General features: G+C 61.2%; 21 protein-coding genes. 10 read left to right on the forward strand and 11 right to left on the reverse strand.

Going from position 1 to position 20,442, the window contains the following annotated elements; translation table 11 throughout:
* Positions 1-14 precede the first annotated feature (14 nt).
* The 3 genes from ACOYXI_RS19715 to ACOYXI_RS19725 form a co-directional block, all read right to left on the reverse strand.
* Positions 15-656 carry a thiol:disulfide interchange protein DsbA/DsbL gene (locus tag ACOYXI_RS19715; protein ID WP_027610241.1) on the reverse strand — a complete coding sequence of 214 codons (642 nt, stop codon included), beginning with the start codon at positions 654-656 and terminating at the stop codon, positions 15-17.
* A gap of 200 nt (positions 657-856) precedes the next feature.
* Positions 857-1,468, reverse strand: coding sequence for a c-type cytochrome (locus tag ACOYXI_RS19720; RefSeq protein ID WP_461675201.1), 612 nt, complete (start codon positions 1,466-1,468; stop codon positions 857-859).
* Positions 1,469-1,500: 32 nt separating this feature from the next.
* Positions 1,501-1,806: a c-type cytochrome gene (locus tag ACOYXI_RS19725; protein ID WP_027610239.1), complete on the reverse strand. Its 306-nt coding sequence runs from the start codon at positions 1,804-1,806 to the stop codon at positions 1,501-1,503.
* Between the two features lie 191 nt (positions 1,807-1,997).
* Between ACOYXI_RS19725 and yihA the strand changes: the two genes are divergently transcribed.
* Positions 1,998-2,648 (forward strand): ribosome biogenesis GTP-binding protein YihA/YsxC, encoded by a 651-nt coding sequence (yihA, locus tag ACOYXI_RS19730; RefSeq protein WP_003220309.1) that lies wholly within the window; start codon positions 1,998-2,000, stop codon positions 2,646-2,648.
* A gap of 410 nt (positions 2,649-3,058) precedes the next feature.
* Here the strand turns inward: yihA and polA are convergent, their stop codons facing one another.
* Positions 3,059-5,863: a DNA polymerase I gene (gene polA, locus ACOYXI_RS19735; RefSeq protein ID WP_461675202.1), complete on the reverse strand. Its 2,805-nt coding sequence runs from the start codon at positions 5,861-5,863 to the stop codon at positions 3,059-3,061.
* A 74-nt stretch (positions 5,864-5,937) separates the two neighbouring features.
* On the opposite strand from polA, the gene ACOYXI_RS19740 reads away from it, so the two are divergent.
* Both ACOYXI_RS19740 and ACOYXI_RS19745 read left to right on the forward strand, forming a co-directional pair.
* Positions 5,938-6,234, forward strand: a complete 297-nt coding sequence (locus tag ACOYXI_RS19740) for a DUF2782 domain-containing protein (protein WP_007962757.1) — start codon at positions 5,938-5,940, stop codon at positions 6,232-6,234.
* Between the two features lie 61 nt (positions 6,235-6,295).
* On the forward strand, positions 6,296-7,249 hold the full coding sequence (locus tag ACOYXI_RS19745) for a homoserine kinase (RefSeq protein WP_461675203.1): 954 nt from the start codon (positions 6,296-6,298) through the stop codon (positions 7,247-7,249).
* A 126-nt stretch (positions 7,250-7,375) separates the two neighbouring features.
* Here ACOYXI_RS19745 and ACOYXI_RS19750 read toward each other — a convergent pair whose 3' ends face one another.
* Complete coding sequence (locus ACOYXI_RS19750; protein ID WP_461675204.1) at positions 7,376-8,296, reverse strand: zinc ABC transporter substrate-binding protein; 921 nt, start codon at positions 8,294-8,296, stop codon at positions 7,376-7,378.
* A gap of 66 nt (positions 8,297-8,362) precedes the next feature.
* Between ACOYXI_RS19750 and ACOYXI_RS19755 the strand changes: the two genes are divergently transcribed.
* Genes ACOYXI_RS19755 through ACOYXI_RS19770 form a run of 4 tightly spaced genes read left to right on the forward strand, consistent with a single transcriptional unit; the run spans position 8,363 to position 11,162 of the window.
* Positions 8,363-8,845, forward strand: a complete 483-nt coding sequence (locus ACOYXI_RS19755; RefSeq protein WP_098966472.1) for a Fur family transcriptional regulator — start codon at positions 8,363-8,365, stop codon at positions 8,843-8,845.
* Positions 8,845-9,630, forward strand: coding sequence for a zinc ABC transporter ATP-binding protein ZnuC (znuC, locus tag ACOYXI_RS19760; protein WP_461675205.1), 786 nt, complete (start codon positions 8,845-8,847; stop codon positions 9,628-9,630). Before ACOYXI_RS19755 ends, znuC begins: the two co-directional genes overlap by 1 nt.
* Positions 9,623-10,411 carry a zinc ABC transporter permease subunit ZnuB gene (gene znuB, locus ACOYXI_RS19765; protein WP_008081222.1) on the forward strand — a complete coding sequence of 263 codons (789 nt, stop codon included), beginning with the start codon at positions 9,623-9,625 and terminating at the stop codon, positions 10,409-10,411. The genes znuC and znuB overlap by 8 nt, the downstream gene beginning before the upstream one ends.
* Before the next feature lie 37 nt (positions 10,412-10,448).
* Positions 10,449-11,162: a PA5502 family lipoprotein gene (locus ACOYXI_RS19770; protein ID WP_461675206.1), complete on the forward strand. Its 714-nt coding sequence runs from the start codon at positions 10,449-10,451 to the stop codon at positions 11,160-11,162.
* Between the two features lie 93 nt (positions 11,163-11,255).
* Here ACOYXI_RS19770 and katE read toward each other — a convergent pair whose 3' ends face one another.
* Positions 11,256-13,397: a catalase HPII gene (gene katE / locus ACOYXI_RS19775; RefSeq protein WP_134785091.1), complete on the reverse strand. Its 2,142-nt coding sequence runs from the start codon at positions 13,395-13,397 to the stop codon at positions 11,256-11,258.
* Between the two features lie 260 nt (positions 13,398-13,657).
* Here katE and ACOYXI_RS19780 point away from each other — a divergent pair, with 260 nt between their 5' ends.
* The 3 genes from ACOYXI_RS19780 (at position 13,658) to ACOYXI_RS19790 (ending at position 16,187) form a co-directional block, all read left to right on the forward strand.
* Positions 13,658-14,665 (forward strand): methionine ABC transporter ATP-binding protein, encoded by a 1,008-nt coding sequence (locus ACOYXI_RS19780; RefSeq protein ID WP_027610230.1) that lies wholly within the window; start codon positions 13,658-13,660, stop codon positions 14,663-14,665.
* Positions 14,665-15,339: a methionine ABC transporter permease gene (locus ACOYXI_RS19785; RefSeq protein ID WP_096797317.1), complete on the forward strand. Its 675-nt coding sequence runs from the start codon at positions 14,665-14,667 to the stop codon at positions 15,337-15,339. The genes ACOYXI_RS19780 and ACOYXI_RS19785 overlap by 1 nt, the downstream gene beginning before the upstream one ends.
* Before the next feature lie 77 nt (positions 15,340-15,416).
* On the forward strand, positions 15,417-16,187 hold the full coding sequence (locus ACOYXI_RS19790; RefSeq protein WP_135294666.1) for a MetQ/NlpA family ABC transporter substrate-binding protein: 771 nt from the start codon (positions 15,417-15,419) through the stop codon (positions 16,185-16,187).
* A 279-nt stretch (positions 16,188-16,466) separates the two neighbouring features.
* Here the strand turns inward: ACOYXI_RS19790 and ACOYXI_RS19795 are convergent, their stop codons facing one another.
* From ACOYXI_RS19795 to ACOYXI_RS19815, 5 genes are read right to left on the reverse strand one after another with little or no spacing between them, the layout of a single operon-like run.
* Positions 16,467-17,102 (reverse strand): SCO family protein, encoded by a 636-nt coding sequence (locus ACOYXI_RS19795; protein ID WP_461675207.1) that lies wholly within the window; start codon positions 17,100-17,102, stop codon positions 16,467-16,469.
* Positions 17,099-17,998 carry a heme o synthase gene (cyoE, locus tag ACOYXI_RS19800; protein ID WP_003220336.1) on the reverse strand — a complete coding sequence of 300 codons (900 nt, stop codon included), beginning with the start codon at positions 17,996-17,998 and terminating at the stop codon, positions 17,099-17,101. The genes ACOYXI_RS19795 and cyoE overlap by 4 nt, the downstream gene beginning before the upstream one ends.
* Positions 17,986-19,065: a COX15/CtaA family protein gene (locus ACOYXI_RS19805; protein WP_134785093.1), complete on the reverse strand. Its 1,080-nt coding sequence runs from the start codon at positions 19,063-19,065 to the stop codon at positions 17,986-17,988. Before ACOYXI_RS19805 ends, cyoE begins: the two co-directional genes overlap by 13 nt.
* Positions 19,066-19,075: 10 nt before the next feature.
* The gene (locus tag ACOYXI_RS19810) at positions 19,076-19,669 is read right to left on the reverse strand and encodes a hypothetical protein (RefSeq protein ID WP_134785094.1); all 594 of its coding nucleotides are present in this window, start codon (positions 19,667-19,669) and stop codon (positions 19,076-19,078) included.
* Positions 19,635-20,375, reverse strand: a complete 741-nt coding sequence (locus ACOYXI_RS19815) for an SURF1 family protein (protein WP_134785095.1) — start codon at positions 20,373-20,375, stop codon at positions 19,635-19,637. Before ACOYXI_RS19815 ends, ACOYXI_RS19810 begins: the two co-directional genes overlap by 35 nt.
* Positions 20,376-20,442: the final 67 nt, after the last annotated feature.

A 20,442-nucleotide genomic window follows, 5' to 3' on the forward strand; every position in this document is an offset into this window, starting at 1 on the left:
GGCGGTTACCGCGCTTAGTTGGCGGCTGCCTTGTTGGCCGCTCGCTCTTTGGCGACCAGTTGATCAGCCAGTTTCAGGGCTTGCTCGGCACCACCGGCAGAGCCGATGTCGAAGCGGTACTTGCCGTTGACGATCATGGTTGGCACGCCAGTGATTTCATACTTCTTGGCCAGCTCACGCGCTTTGACGATCTGACCTTTGATCGCGAACGAGTCAAAGGTGGCGAGGAACTTGTCCTTGTCCACGCCTTGTGTGGCGAGGAAGTCAGCCATGTCGTTCTTGTCGGTCAGCTTCTTGTGTTGTTTCTGAATTGCTTCGAAAACCGCAGCGTGAACCTTGTGCTCGACGCCCATTGCTTCCAGGGTCAGGAACATTTGGCCGTGAGCATCCCACGGGCCGCCGAACATGGCAGGAATGCGTACGAAGTTGACGTCGGACGGCAGTTTTTCAACCCAGGGATTGATCACCGGCTCGAACGCGTAGCAATGCGGGCAGCCGTACCAGAACAGCTCCACGACTTCGATCTTGCCAGGCTCTGCCACTGGCACCGGGTTGGCCAGTTCGACATAAGGGGCAGCGGGTGCTTCGGCGGCCTGGGCGGTCACGCCGAACAGGCTGGCAGCGACGAGAGCGGCGCTGATGATCAGATTACGCATGCTTTACTCCTGGACAATTTTGGTCGCCTCGCGCGACCTGTTTTCAGACAGGTCCTGGCGGGCATGAGTTCTGTAGTGTAACGGCAGCGGCCACAAAAAAGGGCGGCCAAAGCCACCCTTTTTATACTTGCTGCGACGGATTAATCGAGCGTTAACGTTGCAGGAGATGTCCATCACCGTTAACGCTCGATTCAGGGCGGTTAGTGCAGGCCCTGGATGTAGCTGGAGACTGCGGCAATGTCTTCGTCGCTCAAGCGCTTGGCGATGGTCTGCATCGTCATGGTGTCGCCGTCGTTGTTGCGGCCGCCTTCTTCCTTACGGAAATCGGTCAGTTGCTTGGCGATGTATTGAGCGTGTTGACCACCCAGATGCGGGAAGCCAGCGGCGGCGTTGCCGGCGCCATTCGGCGAGTGGCAACCGGTGCAGGCTGGCAGCCCCTTGGCCAGATTACCGCCGCGGAACAAAGCTTCACCGCGAGCGACGATCTTCGGATCGGCTGCGCCGACGCTGCCTTTCTGGCTGGCGAAGTAAGCAGCAATGTCAGCCAGATCCTGATCGCTCAGGTTGGTCAGCAGGCCGGTCATTTCCAGAACGACGCGCTTACCCGATTTGATGTCGTGCAACTGCTTGTCGAGGTAGCGTTCACCCTGACCTGCCAGTTTCGGGAAGTTTGGCGCCATGCTGTTCCCGTCCGGGCCATGGCAGGCTCCGCAGACGGCAGCTTTCGCCTGGCCGGCGGCGGCATCACCGGCAGCATGGGCGAAGCCTGAAATTCCCACGGTCAACAGCAGACTCACGATCAATTTGTTCATCAGCTAATCCAACTACGGCTAAGGGTTAAGAGTTATGGACCGGGTTTACTCTCGCTCATCCAAAGGATGATGGCCTGGTAATCCTCGGCACTGCAGTCCATGCACAAACCACGCGGCGGCATCGCCTTGAAACCCTGGGTCACGTGTTGCACCAGCGTCTCCATACCTTTCGCCAACCTCGGCGTCCAAGCTGCCTGATCGCCTCTTGCGGGCGCCATGGGTAGTTGGCCGGAATGACAGGCACCACAAACACGGTTGTACACGGCTTCCGGTTCCTGTGTAGCCTGTGCGCCGCAAAGCGGTATCAGGACTCCGGCAGCCAGCAGCCATTTCGTCATAAAACGACCTTTTCAGGGTTGAGAGCGTTCTGCGTTCTGATGCGCAATCAAGGTCTTTGGCTCTCGTGAACTTCATCCTTCGCTGGGACAAAGCACACACAAAATCTGCGGCATTATATACTGGCGTCACTGAAACGGAAGCGACACCGCGTTCCGCGCCCAATCCCGGCGCCGCCCACATCGGAAATCCCATGCAACTCAAGAATCCCATCCTCGGCCTGTGCCAACAGTCCACGTTCATGCTCAGTGCCGCCAAAGTCGATCAATGCCCTGACGACGAAGGCTTCGAAGTGGCGTTCGCCGGTCGTTCCAACGCCGGTAAATCCAGCGCACTGAACACCCTGACTCACGCCAGTCTGGCGCGCACCTCGAAAACCCCGGGTCGCACACAGCTGTTGAACTTCTTCAAGCTAGACGATGAACGGCGTCTGGTCGACCTGCCGGGCTACGGTTATGCAAAAGTACCGATCCCGCTCAAGCAACACTGGCAGCGTCACCTCGAGGCGTACCTCGGTGGCCGGGAGAGTTTGAAGGGTTTGATTCTGATGATGGACATCCGTCATCCAATGACCGACTTCGACCTGCTGATGCTCGACTGGGCCGTTGCGGCCGGCATGCCGATGCATATTCTGCTGACCAAGGCCGACAAACTGACCTACGGCGCCGCCAAGAACACCCTGCTCAAAGTGCAGTCGGAAATCCGCAAGGGCTGGGGCGATCTGGTGACGATCCAGCTGTTCTCGGCGCCAAAACGCATGGGCCTGGAAGAGGCCTACACTGTGTTGGCAGGCTGGATGGAACTGGCTGACAAGGGCGCCGAAGCGGCGACCGAGGCAGAATAAGGGAATATCAAAACTGTCTGTGGTGCTGCCAGGCAAGGCAAAAGTGCAACAAAAAAGCGGAGTTTAGGGGACCTAAATGAGCATTTTTTGTTGCGCTTTTAACGCAGCATGGCTGCGTCACAGGCAGTTTTGAGGCAAAAAAAGCCCCGGACTTCATATGGGGAGGGAGAAGTTCCGGGGTTCAAGTTCCGAACCGCTAGGGCGGGGTTCAGATATCTGCCAACACTTAACACAACATAGGAGCATCGAAGGGCTTCACCAGCCATTCAGTATCTCTGAGTAGTGAGTTGTCAGATTAGTTCAGATTTTTTTCAAAAAGCTTTGGAATAACCGCAAGCGCGTTTCGAAATAAGCGCTTTTCGGCCGTTTGCCGCGTCAGTGTGTCGCGGCAAACGCCCGACCTAGACGCCTCAGTGCGCCTCATCCCAGTTGTTGCCGACGCCGACTTCCACCAGCAACGGCACGTCCAGTTTCGCCGCTTCGCTCATGTGCAGGCGGATTTCCTGACTCACCTGATCGACCAGATCCTCGCGAACCTCCAGTACCAGTTCGTCGTGCACCTGCAGGATGACTCTGGCGTCCAGCCCGGACGATGCCAGCCAGTTATCCACCGCCACCATGGCTTTCTTGATGATGTCGGCGGCGGTGCCTTGCATCGGCGCGTTGATCGCCGTGCGTTCGGCGGCAGCGCGTTCCTGCGGCTTGTTCGAGTTGATTTCCGGCAGATATAGGCGACGACCGAAGAAGGTCTCTACATAGCCTTGGTCGGCGGCCTGCTTGCGGGTGCGCTCCATGTATTCGCGCACACCCGGGTAGCGGGCGAAGTAGGTGTCGATGTAGGCCTTGGCGGTCTTGGTGTCGACGCCGATGTCCTTGCCGAGTTTCTGCGCGCCCATGCCGTAGATCAGGCCGAAGTTGATCGCCTTGGCGCCACGGCGCTGGTCGGACGTCACGTCGCTCAGCTCGACCTTGAATACTTCAGCGGCGGTTGCGGTGTGCACGTCCAGATTGTTGCGGAAGGCATTCATCAGGCCTTCGTCCTTGGACAAGTGGGCCATGATCCGCAGTTCGATCTGCGAATAGTCCGCTGCCAGCAGTTTGTAGCCTTTGGGCGCGACGAACGCCTGACGGATGCGGCGGCCTTCAGCGGTACGCACCGGAATGTTCTGTAGATTCGGATCGCTGGAAGACAAGCGCCCGGTCGATGCCACGGCCTGGTGGTACGAGGTGTGGATACGCCCGGTGCGCGGGTTGATCTGCTCCGGCAGGCGATCGGTGTAGGTGCTTTTCAGTTTGCTCATGGAACGGTGTTCCATCAGCACTTTCGGCAAGCGGTGATCGTCCTCAGCCAGTTTTGCCAGCACTTCCTCGGCGGTCGATGGCTGGCCCTTGGCGGTTTTCTTCAGCACCGGCAGGCCGAGCTTTTCGTAGAGGATCACGCCCAGCTGCTTCGGCGAGCCGAGGTTGAATTCTTCCCCGGCGATCTCGAAGGCTTCTCGCTCCAGCGCGACCATCTTGTTGCCCAGCTCAATGCTCTGGATGCCGAGCAGTTCGGCGTCGACGAACGCGCCCTGACGCTCGATGCGCGCCAGCACCGGCACCAGCGGGATTTCGATGTCGGTCAGCACGCTGGCCAGGCTCGGGATTGCGCTGAGTTTTTCAAACAGGGTCTGATGCAGGCGCAGGGTGATGTCGGCATCTTCGGCTGCGTATGGGCCGGCCTGCTCCAGAGCGATCTGGTCGAAGGTCAGCTGCTTGGCGCCCTTGCCGGCGATGTCCTGAAAGCTCACGGTGGTGTGATCCAGGTACTTCTGCGCGAGGCTGTCCATGTCGTGGCGGGTCGCGGTGGAATTGAGCACGTAGGACTCAAGCATGGTGTCGAAAGCGATGCCGCGCACGGTGATGCCTTCGTTCTGATCACCGCCGATGGCGCAGTTGGCCAGAATGTTCATGTCGAACTTGGCGTGCTGGCCGACCTTGAGTTTGTTCGGGTCTTCCAGGATCGGCTTCAACGCACGCAGCACCGTGTCGCGATCCAGCTGCTCCGGCACGCCGATGTAGGAGTGGGTCAGCGGAATGTACGCGGCTTCGTTGGCTTGCACCGCGAACGAAAGGCCGACCAGTTGCGCCTGTTGCGCGTCGATGCCGGTGGTTTCGGTGTCGAAAGCGAACAGCTTGGCGTTGTTCAGTTTCTCCAGCCAGACGTCGAAACGCGCCTGATCAAGGATGGTTTCATACGCTGCTTCGGTCGGAGCGGCAGGGGCTTCTTCTGCGCGGGGGCTGAACAGATCGCCAGCCGGCGCAGGTTCGGCGGCAGCGCTCAGTTCCTGGCGCTTGGCGTCGCGATCCAGATCATTGATCCAGCTTTTGAATTCCAGCAGGGTGTACAACTCGTAGAGCTTGGCCGGGTCTTCCGCGCCCATCTGCAGGTCATCGAGGCCGATGTCCAGCGGCACGTCGACTTTGATGGTCGCCAGTTGATAGGAGAGGAAAGCCATCTCCTTGTGCTCTTCGAGCTTGGCCGGCAGGGTTTTCGCGCCGCGAATCGGCAGGGTCGGGACGATGTCGAGATTCGCGTACAACTCGGTCAGGCCGCCGTTGACGCCGACCAGCAGGCCGGAGGCGGTCTTTGGACCGATGCCGGGAACCCCCGGAATGTTGTCGGAAGAATCGCCCATCAGCGCCAGATAATCGATGATCTGCTCGGGTGCGACGCCGAATTTCTCCTTCACGCCCTCCACATCCATCGAGCTACCGGACATGGTGTTGACCAAGGTAATGTGGCCATCGACCAGTTGCGCCATGTCCTTGTCGCCGGTGGAGATGATCACCGGACGATCCGCCGCCGCGCTGCTGCGGGCGAGGGTGCCGATCACGTCGTCAGCCTCGACGCCTTCCACGCACAGCAGCGGGAAGCCGAGGGCGATCACGCTCTGGTGCAGCGGCTCGATCTGCACCCGCATGTCGTCGGGCATGCTTGGGCGGTTGGCCTTGTATTCGGCGTACATCTCATCGCGAAACGTCCCGCCCTTGGCATCGAAGACCACGGCGAACGGGCTGTCCGGGTACTGCTTGCGCAGACTCTTGAGCATGTTCAGCACACCTTTGACCGCGCCGGTCGGCAGGCCTTTGGAGGTGGTCAGCGGTGGCAGGGCGTGGAAAGCGCGGTACAGGTAAGACGAACCGTCCACCAGGACGAGGGGGGCTTGGCTCATGAGCAGAATCAACCTTTTCGGCGGGCCCGGCGCTAGAATAGCGGGACCGTTGACGACAAAGGGACAAGGTTATCATGCGTACGTTAAATCGCTTGCTGCTGGTCGGTTTGATTGCGGCCTCACCATTGGCCGCGATGGCGGCGGATGATGCGCCGTCAAAGGAGCCGGAAGTTACCATTAACACGCACACCGAAGGCGACAAGGTCATTCAGGAATACAGCCGCAGTGGCTTCGTGTATGCGATCAAGGTCACGCCGAAGGGCGGCAAACCGTATTTTCTGGTGCGCGCCGATGGTTCGGACGTGAACTACATCCGTTCCGACCAGCCGGATATGCTGATTCCGTCGTGGGAAATCTTTACCTGGAAGTAAGATTCCCGACTTTTAATCGGCGCCGCTTGATCGCGGCGCCCGAACTGAGCAGTTTTTAACCATGTCTGTGTTCACCCCCCTGGCTCGGCCCGAGCTGGAAACCTTTCTCGCCCCTTACGGGCTCGGCCGTCTGCTTGATTTCCAGGGGATCGCCGCCGGCAGCGAAAACACCAATTTCTTTATCAGCCTGGAACAGGGCGAGTTCGTCCTGACCCTGGTCGAGCGCGGCCCGGTGCAGGAAATGCCGTTCTTCATCGACCTGCTCGACGTGCTGCACGAGGCTAATCTGCCGGTGCCCTACGCGCTGCGTACCACTGACGGCGTGGCCCTGCGTGAACTGAAGGGTAAACCGGCATTGCTCCAGCCGCGCCTGTCCGGCAAGCACATCAAAGTTGCCAACGCCCAGCATTGCGTGCAGGTCGGCGAGTTGCAGGCGCATCTGCACCTGGCGACTCAGGGCGAGCGCATGATCAAGCGCAAGACCGATCGTGGCCTGGACTGGATGCTGGAGGAGGGCAACGAGTTTCTCTCGCACTTGAGCGACGAGCCGCGTGCGCTGCTGCACAAGGCGCTGGAGGAAATCACGGCGCAGAAAGACAGAATCCTCGCGCTGCCACGGGCGAACATTCACGCAGACCTGTTCCGCGATAACGCGATGTTCGAAGGCACGCACCTGACCGGGTTGATTGACTTCTACAACGCCTGCTCGGGACCGATGCTCTATGACGTGGCGATTGCTTTGAACGACTGGTGTTCGGATGAGGATGGCTTGATTGACGGGCCGCGTGCCCGCGCATTCCTCGGTGCCTATGCGGCGCTGCGTCCGTTCACGGCCGCTGAAGCGGAGCTGTGGCCGACCCTGCTGCGCGTGGCGTGTGTTCGGTTCTGGCTGTCGCGGTTGATCGCCGCCGAGCAGTTTGCCGGGCAGGACGTGCTGATTCACGATCCGCGGGAGTTCGAGCAGCGCTTGGCGCAGCGGCAGCAGGTCAACACCCCTCTACCGTTCGCGCTTTAAATTGTGGCGAGCGAGCTTGCTCGCGCTGGGTTGCGAAGCGGCCCCAAAATTCTGGCAGTCAGCCATATTTTGTGAGTGCTGCGCACTCAAGCGGGAGCAAGCTCCCTCGCCACGGGTCTTGTGGGGTTACAACGATTCCAGGCACCCGGCCAGATCGTTGCCCAACTTCTCCAGCACCTGCTCATACCCCTGAGCTGTCGCCGGCGTATAGCCGCCCAGCGCATCCAGCTCCGCCAGCTTCACCGGCAGGCCTTCCACCAGGGTTTCCGCCAGGCGCGGACGCAGCGGGGGTTCACTGAACACGCAGGTCTTGCCGACTTCCTGCAGGCGTTTGCGCATTGCCGCCACATGCTGCGCGCCGGGCTGCACTTCCGCTGCCACACTGAATACCCCGGTGTGCTTCAGGCCGTAAGCGTCTTCGAAGTAATCGAACGCTTCGTGGAACACGAAGTACGGTTTGCCCTCGACATCAGCCATGCGCTTCTTCAAGCGTGCATCCAGTGCGTCGAGGCGCTCATCGAAAGCCTTGGCGTTGCTCTGATAGCGTTCGGCGTTGGCCGGATCGGCTGCGCTGAGGTCGGCAGCCATTTTCTCGGCAATGACCCGAGCATTGACCGGCGATAGCCACAAATGCGCGTCCAGGGTGCCCGGGCGGTGATCGTGATCATGCTCGTCGGCGTCTTCGGCGTGGGAGTGGCTGTCTTCGGCAAAGCGGCGCAACTTCATGCCCGGCAGGTCCTGCACGGCGACGCTCGGCAGCGTACGACCGTTCAGCACGCGCGGCAGGAAACCTTCCATGTCCGGGCCGATCCAGTACAGCAGATCCACCGATTGCACCTTGCGCACGTCGGACGGACGCAGGGCGTAATTGTGCGGCGAGGCACCCGGTGGCAGCAGCACTTCCGGAATGGCGATCCCGTCCTGCACCGCCGCCGCAATCAACTGCAGCGGTTTGATGCTGGTGAGAACCCTGACCTCGGCCTGAGCCGAACCGATCAGCAGAAAACTGGCGATAAACGCCACAAAAACAGAAAAAAGTCGGGACACGATGACCACTCAAGGAGGCGAGAACGGGTAACATAATAACGTCTCTATCAAAACGCGTCGCCGCCCATGCCTATTACACCGATTGCCAGCCGTCCCCACGACCACTCTCATTGCGTGCACAGCGCACTGACCGAGGCCGATACCTTGTGCGCCCAGAAAGGCCTGCGCCTGACTGCGTTGCGCCGGCGGGTGCTGGAACTGGTGTGGCAGAGCCACAAGCCACTGGGCGCCTACGACATTCTGGCGGTGCTCAGCGAGCAGGACGGCCGCCGCGCCGCGCCGCCGACCGTGTACCGTGCGCTGGATTTCCTTCTGGAAAACGGCCTGGTGCACCGCATTTCTTCGCTCAACGCCTTTGTCGGTTGCGTGCATCCGGAACATGCGCATCAGGGCCAGTTCCTGATCTGCCGCGACTGCCACGCCGCCATTGAGCTGGAACAGAAAGCTATCAGCGACGCGATCATCAATAGCGCTAGGGATGTCGGTTTCATCGTCGAAGCGCAGACCGTCGAAGTGGTCGGCCTGTGCTCCGGTTGCCAGGGGGCTTGATGAGCAACCCGTTGATCCGTCTTGAGCAGGTTGCCGTCACGTTTGCCGGGCAGACCGTGCTGGACAACATCGAGCTGAGTGTCGAACCGGGGCAGATCGTCACCCTGATCGGCCCCAACGGCGCCGGCAAGACCACACTGGTGCGCGCCGTGCTTGGCCTGCTGAAGCCTGACAGCGGCAGTGTCTGGCGCAAGCCGAAACTGCGCGTCGGCTACATGCCGCAAAAACTTCACGTCGACCCGACCTTGCCGCTGTCGGTGCTGCGCTTCCTTCGTCTGGTGCCGGGTGTTGATCGCCCGCGTGCGCTGGCTGCGCTGAAGGAAGTCGGCGCCGAGCACGTTATCGACAGCCCGGTGCAGACCGTTTCCGGCGGCGAAATGCAGCGCGTGCTGCTGGCCCGGGCGCTGTTGCGCGAGCCGGAATTGTTGGTGCTCGACGAGCCGGTGCAGGGCGTGGATGTCGCCGGCCAGGCCGAGCTGTACAGCCTGATCACCCGCCTGCGCGACCGGCATGGTTGCGGGGTGCTGATGGTCTCGCACGATTTGCATCTGGTGATGAGCACCACCGATCAGGTGGTCTGCCTCAACCGACACGTCTGCTGTTCCGGGCACCCCGAGCAGGTCAGCGGCGATCCGGCGTTCGTCGAACTGTTCGGCAAGAATGCGCCGAGCCTGGCGATCTATCACCACCATCACGACCACGCCCACGACCTGCACGGTTCGGTGGTCAAGGCGCCCGGTGCGGGCCACACCCACGTTCACGGAGACCACTGCAAGCATGGCTGATTTTCTGTTGTATGCCCTGCTTGCAGGTCTGGCGCTGGCGCTGGTGGCCGGGCCATTGGGTTCGTTCGTGGTCTGGCGGCGCATGGCCTACTTCGGCGACACCCTGTCCCACGCTGCGCTGCTCGGCGTGGCCCTGGGCTTTCTGCTGGATGTCAGTCCGACGGTGGCGGTGACCGTCGGCTGCCTGCTGCTGGCGGTGCTGCTGGTGACCTTGCAACAGCGTCAGCCGCTGGCCTCCGACACGCTGTTGGGAATTCTCGCACCGAGCACGCTCTCTCTCGGGCTGGTGGTACTAAGCTTCATGCATGAAGTGCGGATCGACCTGATGGCCTATCTGTTCGGCGACCTGCTGGCGATCAGCCCGACTGACCTGGCGTGGATCCTCGGCGGCAGCGCGGCGGTACTGGTGTTGCTGGTGACGCTGTGGCGGCCGCTGCTGGCGATCACCGTGCATGAGGAATTGGCCAAGGTCGAAGGCCTGCCGGTGGCGGGCCTGCGCATGGCGCTGATGCTGTTGATTGCGGTGGTGATCGCGGTGGCGATGAAAATCGTCGGTGTGTTGCTTATTACTTCGCTGCTGATCATTCCGGCGGCTGCGGCACAACGTCACGCCCGCTCGCCGGAGCAGATGGCCGTGGGCGCGAGCCTGCTGGGCATGCTCGCCGTATGTGGCGGGCTGGCGTTGTCATGGTTCAAGGACACCCCGGCGGGGCCGTCGATCGTTGTGACGGCGGCCGCACTGTTTCTGCTGAGTTTTGTTCTGCCCCGTCGAGGGGTGTAGACTTGCTCGCTTTTTGCGCAATTAGAGAGTCGCAGGAATGAAGCCGTTCGCCTCCCGTTATCTGCTCCTTGTCGCATTTTCCGTGCTGCTGGGCGCCTGCCAAAGCACGCCGCCGGTGGCCGAAGCCCCCGACGCGCGGGCCACGGCCATCGCACAGCTGGAGCAAAGCCTGGCCAGCAGCGAACTGGCCACCGCCGAAGACCAACTGGCCGCCTTGCAGGCACAAACCCCCAACGATCAGTCCCTGGAGCAATACCAGCGCCAGTTGGCTGAGGTCTACCTGCGCCGCAGCCAGATCGTATTGCAAAAGGGTGATGTGAACGCCGCAGCCACTGCGCTGAGCCGTGCCCGTGCCCTGATGCCGAAAGCCCCGGCGCTGACCGGTGGCGTCAATGGTGCCATCACCGAAGCGCGCAAAGCCGAGCTGGAGAAAGCCGAAGCGGCGCTGCTGGCGGCCGAAGCCAAGCCGAAAGCCAAGGTCATCGATCCGACTGCCGAAAGCACCACGGTGGCACTGAACATAAACGATAGCCGCAAACTTCGCCGGCAACTCGACGCGATCGCCGCCGATGTGGTGAATTATGAGTGTGCCGTGAGCATTCAGGCGCCGCGCACCCAGGATTACCCTTGGCTGGCGACTCTGCTGAGCAAGCGGGTGAAGAAACTGAATCCGGATTTCGAGTTGCGCATCGAGAAGCAGATTCTGCGCACGGTGCCGGCGCAGATGGTCTTGAGCCCGCGTAAACCTTAAAAGCTTCGCGAGCAAGCCCGCTCCCACAGGTACAGCGTGAACCCTGTGGGAGCGGGCTTGCTCGCGAAAGCGTCCTCTCAGCCAGCCAAGAACTTAAGCTGGAATGGCTTTGGCCTTAGGCTCCCGCGCCCAGACCCGATGCTGCCCGATCGCCGCGAAGAACGGCTTGGTCAACCCCGGCACATCCTTGCCCTGCAGCAGTCCTGCATCCGCTTCCAGCTTCAGTAGATCCTGCAACTGCTTGGCCTCGCCGTGCAGCGCAATCGCCTTGAGGTGCTTGTAGGCTTCCAGCAGGTAATGCAGCGCCACGCCGTCGCCACTCAACGCCTTGATCGACGCCGCACCACCGGGCACGAACACCGCATCGAAGATCACTGAAGGCATACCTTCCATGGATGCGTCCACCGGCAGGGCTTTGCCGTCGGCAGTCTTCACCGGTGCCGAAGTCGGGCCGAGCAGCTTGGCGTGCGCACCTTCTGCTTCCAAGGCCTTTTTCATCGCATCAATCGCTGCACCATCGACGCCGTTAGCGGCAAGAATCGCCACTTTTCGGGTTTTGATGTCCTCTGGCAGCAGATTCGCCTGACTCAGCGCTGGCGAATGATCGAACGAGGTTTTACGCACCTCGACCGTGCCTTTGCTTGGCGCTGGCAATCCGAGGTTGGCCGCCACACGTTTGGCCAATTCCAGGTCGATGTTGGCGAGAATCTCGTTCACCTGCCGTGCACGGATGAACTCGCGTTCGACCTTGCCCAGCTCGAAGCTGTAGGCGGCAATAATGTGTTCCTTCTCGTGCTCACTCATGCTGTTGAAGAACAGCCGCGCCTGGGAGAAATGATCGCTGAACGACTCGCTACGCTGGCGGATTTTGTTCGCATCGATGCGTTCCGGGTAGCTCTCGAAGCCGCCGTCTTTAGCCGCCGGCGGGGTTTCCTTCGGCCAGCCGCCATCAATCGAGTTCGGCTCGTAGGACGCGCGCCCCTTGTCGATTACTGTGCGGTGCTGCGCGTCGCGCTGGCCGTTATGGAATGGCGCGACCGGGCGGTTGATCGGCAGCTCATGAAAGTTCGGCCCACCGAGTCGGCTGATTTGCGTGTCGGTGTAGGAAAACAGCCGGCCTTGCAGCAGAGGATCGTTGGAAAAGTCGATCCCCGGCACGATGTGGCCCGGGCAGAATGCGACCTGCTCGGTCTCGGCAAAGAAGTTGTCCGGGTTGCGGTTCAGGGTCATCTTGCCCAGCGGGGTGATCGGCACGATTTCTTCGGGGATCAGCTTGGTCGGGTCGAGGATGTCGAAATCGAAGTCGTGTTCGTTTTCCTCCTCGATGATCTGTACGCCCAGCTCCCATTCCGGGTAGTCGCCCATCTCGATGGCTTCCCAGAGGTCGCGACGGTGGTAGTCGGTGTCTTTACCGGCGAGCTTCTGCGCCTCGTCCCACACCAGCGAACAGGTGCCAGCGGTAGGGCGCCAGTGGAATTTGACGAAGCGCGATTTGCCCTCGGCGTTGACCAGGCGGAAGGTGTGTACGCCAAAGCCCTGCATGCTGCGCAGGCTTTTCGGGATCGCCCGGTCGGACATCGCCCAGATCACCATGTGCGCCGATTCCGGTACCAGCGAGACGAAGTCCCAGAACGTATCGTGGGCCGAGCCGCCGGTCGGGATCTCATTGTGCGGTTCGGGTTTTACCGCGTGGACAAAGTCGGGGAACTTGATCGCGTCCTGGATGAAGAACACTGGCATGTTGTTGCCGACCAGATCGAAGTTGCCCTCGTCGGTGAAGAACTTCACCGCGAAACCGCGCACGTCGCGCACGGTGTCACCGGAACCGCGCGGCCCCTGCACGGTGGAAAAACGTACGAACACCGGAGTCTTTTTCCCCGGATCCTGTAGGAAGCCGGCCTTGGTCAGTGTCGAATGGTTCTCGTAGGCCTGGAAGAAACCATGCGCGCCAGTGCCGCGCGCGTGAACGATGCGCTCTGGAATGCGTTCGTGGTCAAAGTGCGTGATTTTCTCACGCATGATGAAGTCTTCCAGCAACGACGGCCCGCGCGGGCCGGCCTTGAGGGTGTTCTGGTTATCGGCGACCTTCACCCCTTGGTTGGTACGCAGGGCCTGGCCGGTCGCGTCGGAGCGAAATTTCTCCAGGCTGTCGAGTTTGGCGTTGGTGTTGGCGCGATCCTTGGTATCGGTTCCGGCCAGCTGGCTTTTGTCGGTCGTAGGTTTCTTGCTGCTCATCAGACGTAAACTCCTCGGTTGACCCCTTTTCAACGGGGACTCTTGAGCGTTTCCGGGCACGGTTACCCAGGGTTTCAAGTCGCTTAACTAGTGACCAATGAGCGGGAACGGGCGTTCCTTTTTTATGACCTTTGATCTTGTTATTGCCAAATCGAAGGTTAATTGCGAAATAAATGCTAAGAACCTCTATACGGACAGGCTAAAATGCGCGCCCGGCTAACCGCTGATCCTTTTCTAACGCGCCCCACAAGGTTCGCTACGTGATCGAGTTTCAAAACGTCCACAAAACTTACCGCGTCGCCGGTAAGGACATCCCCGCCCTGCACCCGACCAGTCTTTCGATTGAAAACGGTCAGGTCTTCGGCCTGATCGGCCATTCCGGTGCGGGCAAAAGTACCCTGCTGCGTCTGATCAATCGCCTGGAAGATTCCAGCGGCGGCAAGATCATCGTCGACGGCGAAGAAGTCACCGCGCTGGACGCCAACGGCCTGCGCCGCTTCCGCCAGCAGGTCGGGATGATCTTCCAGCACTTCAACCTGCTCGCCTCCAAGACCGTGGCCGACAACGTTGCGCTGCCGCTGACCCTGGCCGGCGAACTGTCGAGCAGTGAAATCAATCAACGCGTCGCCGAGTTGCTGGCGCGGGTCGGTCTGTCCGATCACGCCAAAAAGTACCCGGCACAATTGTCCGGCGGCCAGAAACAGCGCGTCGGCATCGCCCGCGCCCTGGCGACCAAGCCGAAAATTCTGCTGTGCGACGAGGCCACCAGCGCCCTCGACCCGCAGACCACCGCGTCGGTTCTGCAACTGCTGGCCGAGATCAATCGTGAACTGAAGCTGACCATCGTCCTGATCACCCACGAGATGGACGTGATCCGTCGCGTTTGCGATCAGGTCGCGGTGATGGACGCAGGGGTGATCGTCGAGCAAGGTTCGGTGGCCGATGTGTTCCTGCATCCGCAGCACCCGACCACCAAGCGTTTCGTCCAGGAAAGCGAGCAGATCGACGAAAGCGAACAGCGCGACGACTTCGCTCACGTGCCGGGTCGCATCGTGCGTCTGACCTTCCAGGGCGAAGCGACCTACGCGCCGTTGCTCGGTACCGTTGCCCGGGAAACCGGGGTCGACTACAGCATCCTCGCCGGTCGCATCGACCGCATCAAAGACATTCCTTACGGGCAATTGACCCTCGCCGTCACCGGTGGCGACATGGAAGCGGCTTTCGCCCGCTTCACCGCCGCTGACGTTCATATGGAGGTGCTGCGTTAATGGAAATGCTCAAGGCTTTCTTCGAAAACATCGATTGGCTGGAAATCTGGCTGGCCACTGGCGACACCCTGCTGATGCTCGGTGGTTCGCTGCTGTTCACCGTATTGCTCGGCCTGCCGTTGGGTGTGCTGCTGTTTCTCTGCAGCCCGCGTCAGTTGCTGGAAAACCGTGGCCTCTACGCCTTCATGTCGTTGGCGGTGAACATCCTGCGTTCGTTGCCGTTCATCATTCTGTTGATCGTGATGATCCCGTTCACCGTGCTGATCACCGGCACTTCGCTGGGCGTGGCCGGTGCGATTCCGCCGTTGGTGGTGGGTGCGACGCCGTTCTTCGCGCGTCTGGTGGAAACCGCGCTGCGTGAAGTCGATCGCGGCATCATCGAAGCCACCCAGTCGATGGGCGCGACCACCCGGCAGATCATCATGAACGCCTTGCTGCCGGAGGCCCGTCCGGGCATCTTCGCAGCGATTACGGTGACCGCGATTACACTGGTGTCCTACACGGCGATGGCCGGTGTGGTCGGCGCCGGTGGTCTGGGTGATCTGGCGATCCGTTTCGGCTACCAGCGTTTCCAGACTGACGTGATGATCGTCACCGTGGTGTTGCTGCTGATTCTGGTACAAGTGCTGCAAATGGTCGGCGACCGTCTGGTCGTGCATTTCTCGCGCAAATAACCGGTTTTTGTAATCAAGAGATGAGCCGGCCATTCGCTGGCAGGCGCCAGACGGGCGCCTCATAAGGAGTTAGCTGAATGAAAAAACTGATCGCTGCTTTCGCTGCCGTAGCCGCTTTTTCGGCCCACGCTGAAACCCTGACCGTTGCCGCCACCCCGGTGCCGCACGCGGAAATCCTCGAATTCGTGAAGCCGGCCCTGGCCAAAGAAGGCGTGGATCTGAAGGTCAAGGTCTTCACCGACTACATTCAGCCGAACGTGCAGGTGGCTGAAAAGCGCCTGGACGCCAACTTCTTCCAGCACCAGCCATACCTTGATGAGTTCAACAAGGCCAAGGGCACCAACCTGGTGGCGGTGACCGGCGTGCATCTGGAGCCGCTGGGCGCCTACTCGAACAAGATCAAGGATCTGAAGGATCTGCCAAGCGGCGCCAACGTGGTGATCCCGAACGATGCCACCAACGGCGGCCGTGCGCTGTTGCTGCTGGCCAAGGCTGGCCTGATCACCCTGAAGGATCCGACCAACATTCTGTCGACCCCGAAAGACATCGCGCAGAACCCGAAAGACCTGAAAATCCGTGAGCTGGAAGCCGCGACCATCCCGCGCGTGCTGACCCAGGTCGATCTGGCGCTGATCAACACCAACTACGCGCTGGAAGCCAAACTCGATCCGTCCAAGGACGCGCTGGTGATCGAAGGCAACGACTCGCCGTACGTCAACATCCTGGTGTCCCGTGCGGACAACAAGGACAGCGACGCGATGCAGAAACTGGCGGCTGCGCTGCACAGCCCGGAAGTGAAGCAATTCATTACCGAGAAGTACAAAGGCGCGGTATTGCCGGCGTTCTGATACAGATAGCTGCAATGAAAAGGGGACGCCAATGGCGTCCCCTTTTTTTGTGGCCGAGTGTTCGGTTTTGGACCTGCTGTGTATTCGCCCCTCACCCCAGCCCTCCCGGAGGGAGAGGGCGCCGACCGAGGTGTCTTGCGTTGTACATCGACCTGAAAGATTGGGTCGATTATGGATTCGGCAAAGGACTTACAGGTCGGCGTATTGCGTCAGCATCCCTCGGTCAGTCCCCTCTCCCTACGGGAGAGGGTTAGGGTGAGGGGTGGCTTTTGATCTTGGCTATTTACGGTTGAGCATTACTGGCAGCTGCGCAACCAGTTTGGCGTTGTTCAACGGCGCACGAATAAACCCGCGCTGCGTCCCATCCGGCCCGATCACCGCCAGGTTGCCGCTATGGTCGACGGTGTAATTCGGTTTGCTGGTATCGGCCGGAATGAACGGAATACTCACCGCATTCGCGACCTTCTGCAGTTCTTCGATCGACTTCGGAGTCAGGCCCACGAACTGTGGATCGAAGTAGCCCAGGTACTGCTTCAACTGCTGCGGGTTGTCGCGGTTCGGGTCGACACTGACCAGCACGATCTGCAACTTATCCACAGCATCCTTGGGCAACTCGCTCTTGATCTGGCGCAGCTGGGCGAGGGTGGTCGGGCAGATGTCCGGGCAGAAGGTGTAGCCGAAGAACAGCAGGCTCCACTTGCCTTTCAACTCGTCGATGGCGACCGGTTGGCCGTCCTGATTGGTCATGGTCACGCCCGGCAACTTGCGGCTCTGCGGCAGCAGGATGATACCGGCGTCGATCAGCGCGGTGGGGTCGCCCTGGCCCTTGCCACTCAGCACTTTGTTGACGGTCAGTCCCAGGATCAGCGCGATCACGGCGACGAGGATGAAGACGGTTTTCTGGGTTCGAGTCATAGGTTCAACAGTAAGTAGTGGTCTACGAGCAGGGCGATGAACAACAGGAACAAGTAATAAATAGAGTACTTGAAGGTATTGATCGCCGCGTGCGGCCGAGTGCCACGGTACAGCACCACGGCCCATTGCAGAAACCTTGCGCCCAGCGCGAGGGCGCAGATGAGGTAGAGCACGCCGCTCATGTGGATCACGTACGGCAGCAGACTCACCGCGAGCAGGGCGAAGGTGTACAGCAGAATGTGCACTTTGGTGTAGTGCTCGCCGTGGGTCACCGGCAGCATCGGGATGTCGGCCTTGGCGTACTCCTCCTTGCGATGGATCGCCAGCGCCCAGAAATGCGGCGGGGTCCAGGCGAAGATGATCAGCACCAGCAGCAACGGTTCGGCGCTGACATGGCCGGTGGCGGCAGTCCAGCCGAGCAGCGGTGGGGCAGCGCCGGCCAGGCCGCCAATGACGATATTCTGTGGCGTCGCACGTTTGAGGAAGCCGGTATAGATCACCGCGTAGCCGAGTAACGAAGCGAGAGTCAGCCATGCGGTCAGCGCATTGGTGAACGTCAGCAGCATCGCCTGCCCGAGCAGCGCCAGCACCAGCGCAAAGGTCAGCGCCGCTGCCGGTGAAACCCGGCCCTCGGCCAACGGCCGTTTGTGCGTGCGCGCCATCACCGCATCGATGCGCCGGTCGACCACATGGTTGACCGCCGCCGCGCCGCCGGCACACAACGCAATCCCCAGATTGCCGAACACCAGCACCGTCCACGGCACCCCGGCGCGGGTCGCGAGGAACATGCCGACCAGCGAGGTGATCAGCATCAGCACCACCACTTTCGGCTTGGTCAGCTCCAGATAGTCACGCCACAGCGCTTGCGCGGGACGTTCGCCGATCAGAAGCGCCATGGCGTTTCTCCTTTTATCGTGATGGGCGCAGCCGAATGTTTACGCGGGCTCAGACGCCAGCGCGCCAACATCGGCTGTTTGACCCGGACCAGACTGGTGCGCGCGTGGTAATTGACCAGCACCATGCTCAGCAGCAGCGCGGCGCCACCGGCGTTGTGGGCCACGGCCACCGGCAGTGGCAGATGGAACAACACGTTGCTGATGCCAAGGGTGATCTGTGCGCCGAGGGCAATGACGACTAGCCCGGCCAAACGCGTCATGCCGACAGCCCTGAGTTGCCAGGCCAGACCGAGCAGGACGATCGTCACCAGCAGCGCGCCGATGCGGTGAGTCAGGTGAATCGCCGTGCGCGCGTCGCTGTCGAGCTGACCGCCGAGATAATTGGGGCCGATATGCTGGGTCAGGTGAAAGCCGTTGGCGAAGTCCGCCGGTGGCAGCCATTGACCGTGGCAGGTCGGGAAGTCGATGCAGGCCACCGCCGCGTAGTTGGAACTGACCCAACCACCCAGTGCGATCTGGCCGATCACCAGTAACAGTCCCGCCGTTGCCCAATACTGCAAGCGCTTGGGCACGGTCAGTGCCGGCAGCACCCCGGACAATCGCAACGTCAGCAAAAACAACAGACTCAAGGTCGCAAAACCGCCGAGCAAATGCCCGGTGACCACTTGCGGCCAGAGCTTGAGCGTCACCGTCCACATACCGAACGCCGCCTGGGCGAAGACCACCGCCAGCAGAAACAGCGGCAATTTCAACGGCTGGCCCGGATGACGCCGATTGACCCAGGCGCGCCCGGCCAGAATCGATATGAGCATGCCGAGGGTGCCGGCGAAGTAGCGGTGGATCATCTCGTTCCAGCCCTTGTGCGCCACCACCGGAGAGTCGGGGTAATGCAGTTCGGCATGGGCCAGTTGGGCTTCGCTTTTCGGCACGCTGATAAAGCCGTAGCAGCCCGGCCAGTCCGGACAGCCGAGGCCGGCATGGGTCAGGCGGGTGTAGGCGCCGAGCAGCACGACGATCAGTGCCAGCAGGGTGGCAAACAGCGCGAGGCGAAATCCAGGTTTGGCCATGACGATGCCCTTATCCGATGTTCGACAGTTTCAGCAGGTGGCGCAGGTCGTTGAGCAGATCCTTGCCTTTGACACTCGGGTCGTAGCGCAGCACCAGGTTGCCGTGGGGGTCGATGATCCACAGCTGCGGCGTGGCCTTGTCGCCGGTGGCCTTGCTCAACGCTGCGCTGTCCAGCGGGTAGCGTTGCAGCTGCGGGTATTCGCGGGTCAGCTTGGCTTCGTAGTCGGCGCTCAGCGGCTGTGCAGCGGCGAGGGCGTGGCTGGCGCGCCCGGCATCGCGGCCGAGGCCGATCTGGATCTGCCGGGCGAGGTACACCAGTTGCTGGCAGTCCACCGCGCAATCCTTCGGCGCGGTCACCAGCATCTGCCAGCGCTGTTCGTCGGCCTGCACGCCGAGGTCGGCGCGGGTCTGGCCGTTGCCGATCAGTTCGCCGTGATAGCTGCGACCTTCCGGCACCCAGAACTGCAATTTGTACATGCCGGTGGCGAGAATCATTGGGCCGACCACGCCGAGCACAATCAGCAACAGCTGGATCCGTCCACGGCGGCGGGTAGCCGGGGTTTTCGCCTCAGACATGCTGGGTGGATTCATGGCCGTTCCCATGGGTTTTCTCCTTTGCGTTGTGCAATCCAAGGTAGAGGTAGAGGCCGAGCAGGGCGGTGGCCATGGCGAACCACTGCACGGCGTATCCAAGGTGTTTTTCCGGGCCCATGGCGACGACCGGCCAGTCGGCCTCATAGCTGGCGGGGCCGGGTTCGGCACGAAGTTCGTAGGCGAAGCCGTCGCGTTCGAGGGTTTTCCACAGCTTCGACGGCTCGACGGCGGTGATCGTTTGCGGCCAGGTGCTGCTGGCCGGGTCGGCGTGCAACTGGAAGGTCGCGCCGGGGGCGACGTAGACCCAGGCATCCAGGTTGACCGCGTCGGTGGGGGTTGCGAATTGCGGCGTCACCCGGCGATCCGGCCATGGCAGCCAGCCGCGATTGACCAGCAGCCACTGGCCGGTGGCCCGATCCTGAAACGGCTGCAGCAGCTCGATACCGACCTTGCCGTTGCGCTGGCGGTTGTCGAGCAGCAGGCTGTGGGCGCCATCGAACTGGCCGTACAGATGCACACGGCGAAAGGCCGGGTCGGCGCTGTGCAGCAATTCGCTGCTGGCCATCGGCTCGGCGGCGCGGCGCTCGGCGTAAGTGGCGAGCAGGGCGGTTTTCTCCGCCCCCCGGCCCAGTTGCCAGAAACCCAGCGACACCAGCAGCGGCAGCAGCAGCGCCACCACCACGGTCGGTATCACGCCCGGACGGAAGCGCTTCATGGCCGCGCCATAAAGTCAGTCGTCGCGCTCGCTATACTCAACTGCATCGCCTGTCCCCCGGAGTCTT

It is taken from the genome of Pseudomonas sp. G3-19, assembly GCF_054855875.1.

What these genes read in the sequence shown, in the direction of transcription:
- ACOYXI_RS19715 (WP_027610241.1), bottom strand. Translation starts at nt 656, where the DNA reads ATGCGTAATCTGATCATCAGCGCCGCTCTCGTCGCTGCCAGCCTGTTC.
- ACOYXI_RS19720 (WP_461675201.1), bottom strand. Translation starts at nt 1,468, where the DNA reads ATGAACAAATTGATCGTGAGTCTGCTGTTGACCGTGGGAATTTCAGGC.
- ACOYXI_RS19725 (WP_027610239.1), bottom strand. Translation starts at nt 1,806, where the DNA reads ATGACGAAATGGCTGCTGGCTGCCGGAGTCCTGATACCGCTTTGCGGC.
- yihA (WP_003220309.1), top strand. Translation starts at nt 1,998, where the DNA reads ATGCAACTCAAGAATCCCATCCTCGGCCTGTGCCAACAGTCCACGTTC.
- polA (WP_461675202.1), bottom strand. Translation starts at nt 5,863, where the DNA reads ATGAGCCAAGCCCCCCTCGTCCTGGTGGACGGTTCGTCTTACCTGTAC.
- ACOYXI_RS19740 (WP_007962757.1), top strand. Translation starts at nt 5,938, where the DNA reads ATGCGTACGTTAAATCGCTTGCTGCTGGTCGGTTTGATTGCGGCCTCA.
- ACOYXI_RS19745 (WP_461675203.1), top strand. Translation starts at nt 6,296, where the DNA reads ATGTCTGTGTTCACCCCCCTGGCTCGGCCCGAGCTGGAAACCTTTCTC.
- ACOYXI_RS19755 (WP_098966472.1), top strand. Translation starts at nt 8,363, where the DNA reads ATGCCTATTACACCGATTGCCAGCCGTCCCCACGACCACTCTCATTGC.
- znuC (WP_461675205.1), top strand. Translation starts at nt 8,845, where the DNA reads ATGAGCAACCCGTTGATCCGTCTTGAGCAGGTTGCCGTCACGTTTGCC.
- znuB (WP_008081222.1), top strand. Translation starts at nt 9,623, where the DNA reads ATGGCTGATTTTCTGTTGTATGCCCTGCTTGCAGGTCTGGCGCTGGCG.
- ACOYXI_RS19770 (WP_461675206.1), top strand. Translation starts at nt 10,449, where the DNA reads ATGAAGCCGTTCGCCTCCCGTTATCTGCTCCTTGTCGCATTTTCCGTG.
- katE (WP_134785091.1), bottom strand. Translation starts at nt 13,397, where the DNA reads ATGAGCAGCAAGAAACCTACGACCGACAAAAGCCAGCTGGCCGGAACC.
- ACOYXI_RS19785 (WP_096797317.1), top strand. Translation starts at nt 14,665, where the DNA reads ATGGAAATGCTCAAGGCTTTCTTCGAAAACATCGATTGGCTGGAAATC.
- ACOYXI_RS19790 (WP_135294666.1), top strand. Translation starts at nt 15,417, where the DNA reads ATGAAAAAACTGATCGCTGCTTTCGCTGCCGTAGCCGCTTTTTCGGCC.
- ACOYXI_RS19795 (WP_461675207.1), bottom strand. Translation starts at nt 17,102, where the DNA reads ATGACTCGAACCCAGAAAACCGTCTTCATCCTCGTCGCCGTGATCGCG.
- cyoE (WP_003220336.1), bottom strand. Translation starts at nt 17,998, where the DNA reads ATGGCGCTTCTGATCGGCGAACGTCCCGCGCAAGCGCTGTGGCGTGAC.
- ACOYXI_RS19805 (WP_134785093.1), bottom strand. Translation starts at nt 19,065, where the DNA reads ATGGCCAAACCTGGATTTCGCCTCGCGCTGTTTGCCACCCTGCTGGCA.
- ACOYXI_RS19810 (WP_134785094.1), bottom strand. Translation starts at nt 19,669, where the DNA reads ATGGGAACGGCCATGAATCCACCCAGCATGTCTGAGGCGAAAACCCCG.
- ACOYXI_RS19815 (WP_134785095.1), bottom strand. Translation starts at nt 20,375, where the DNA reads ATGAAGCGCTTCCGTCCGGGCGTGATACCGACCGTGGTGGTGGCGCTG.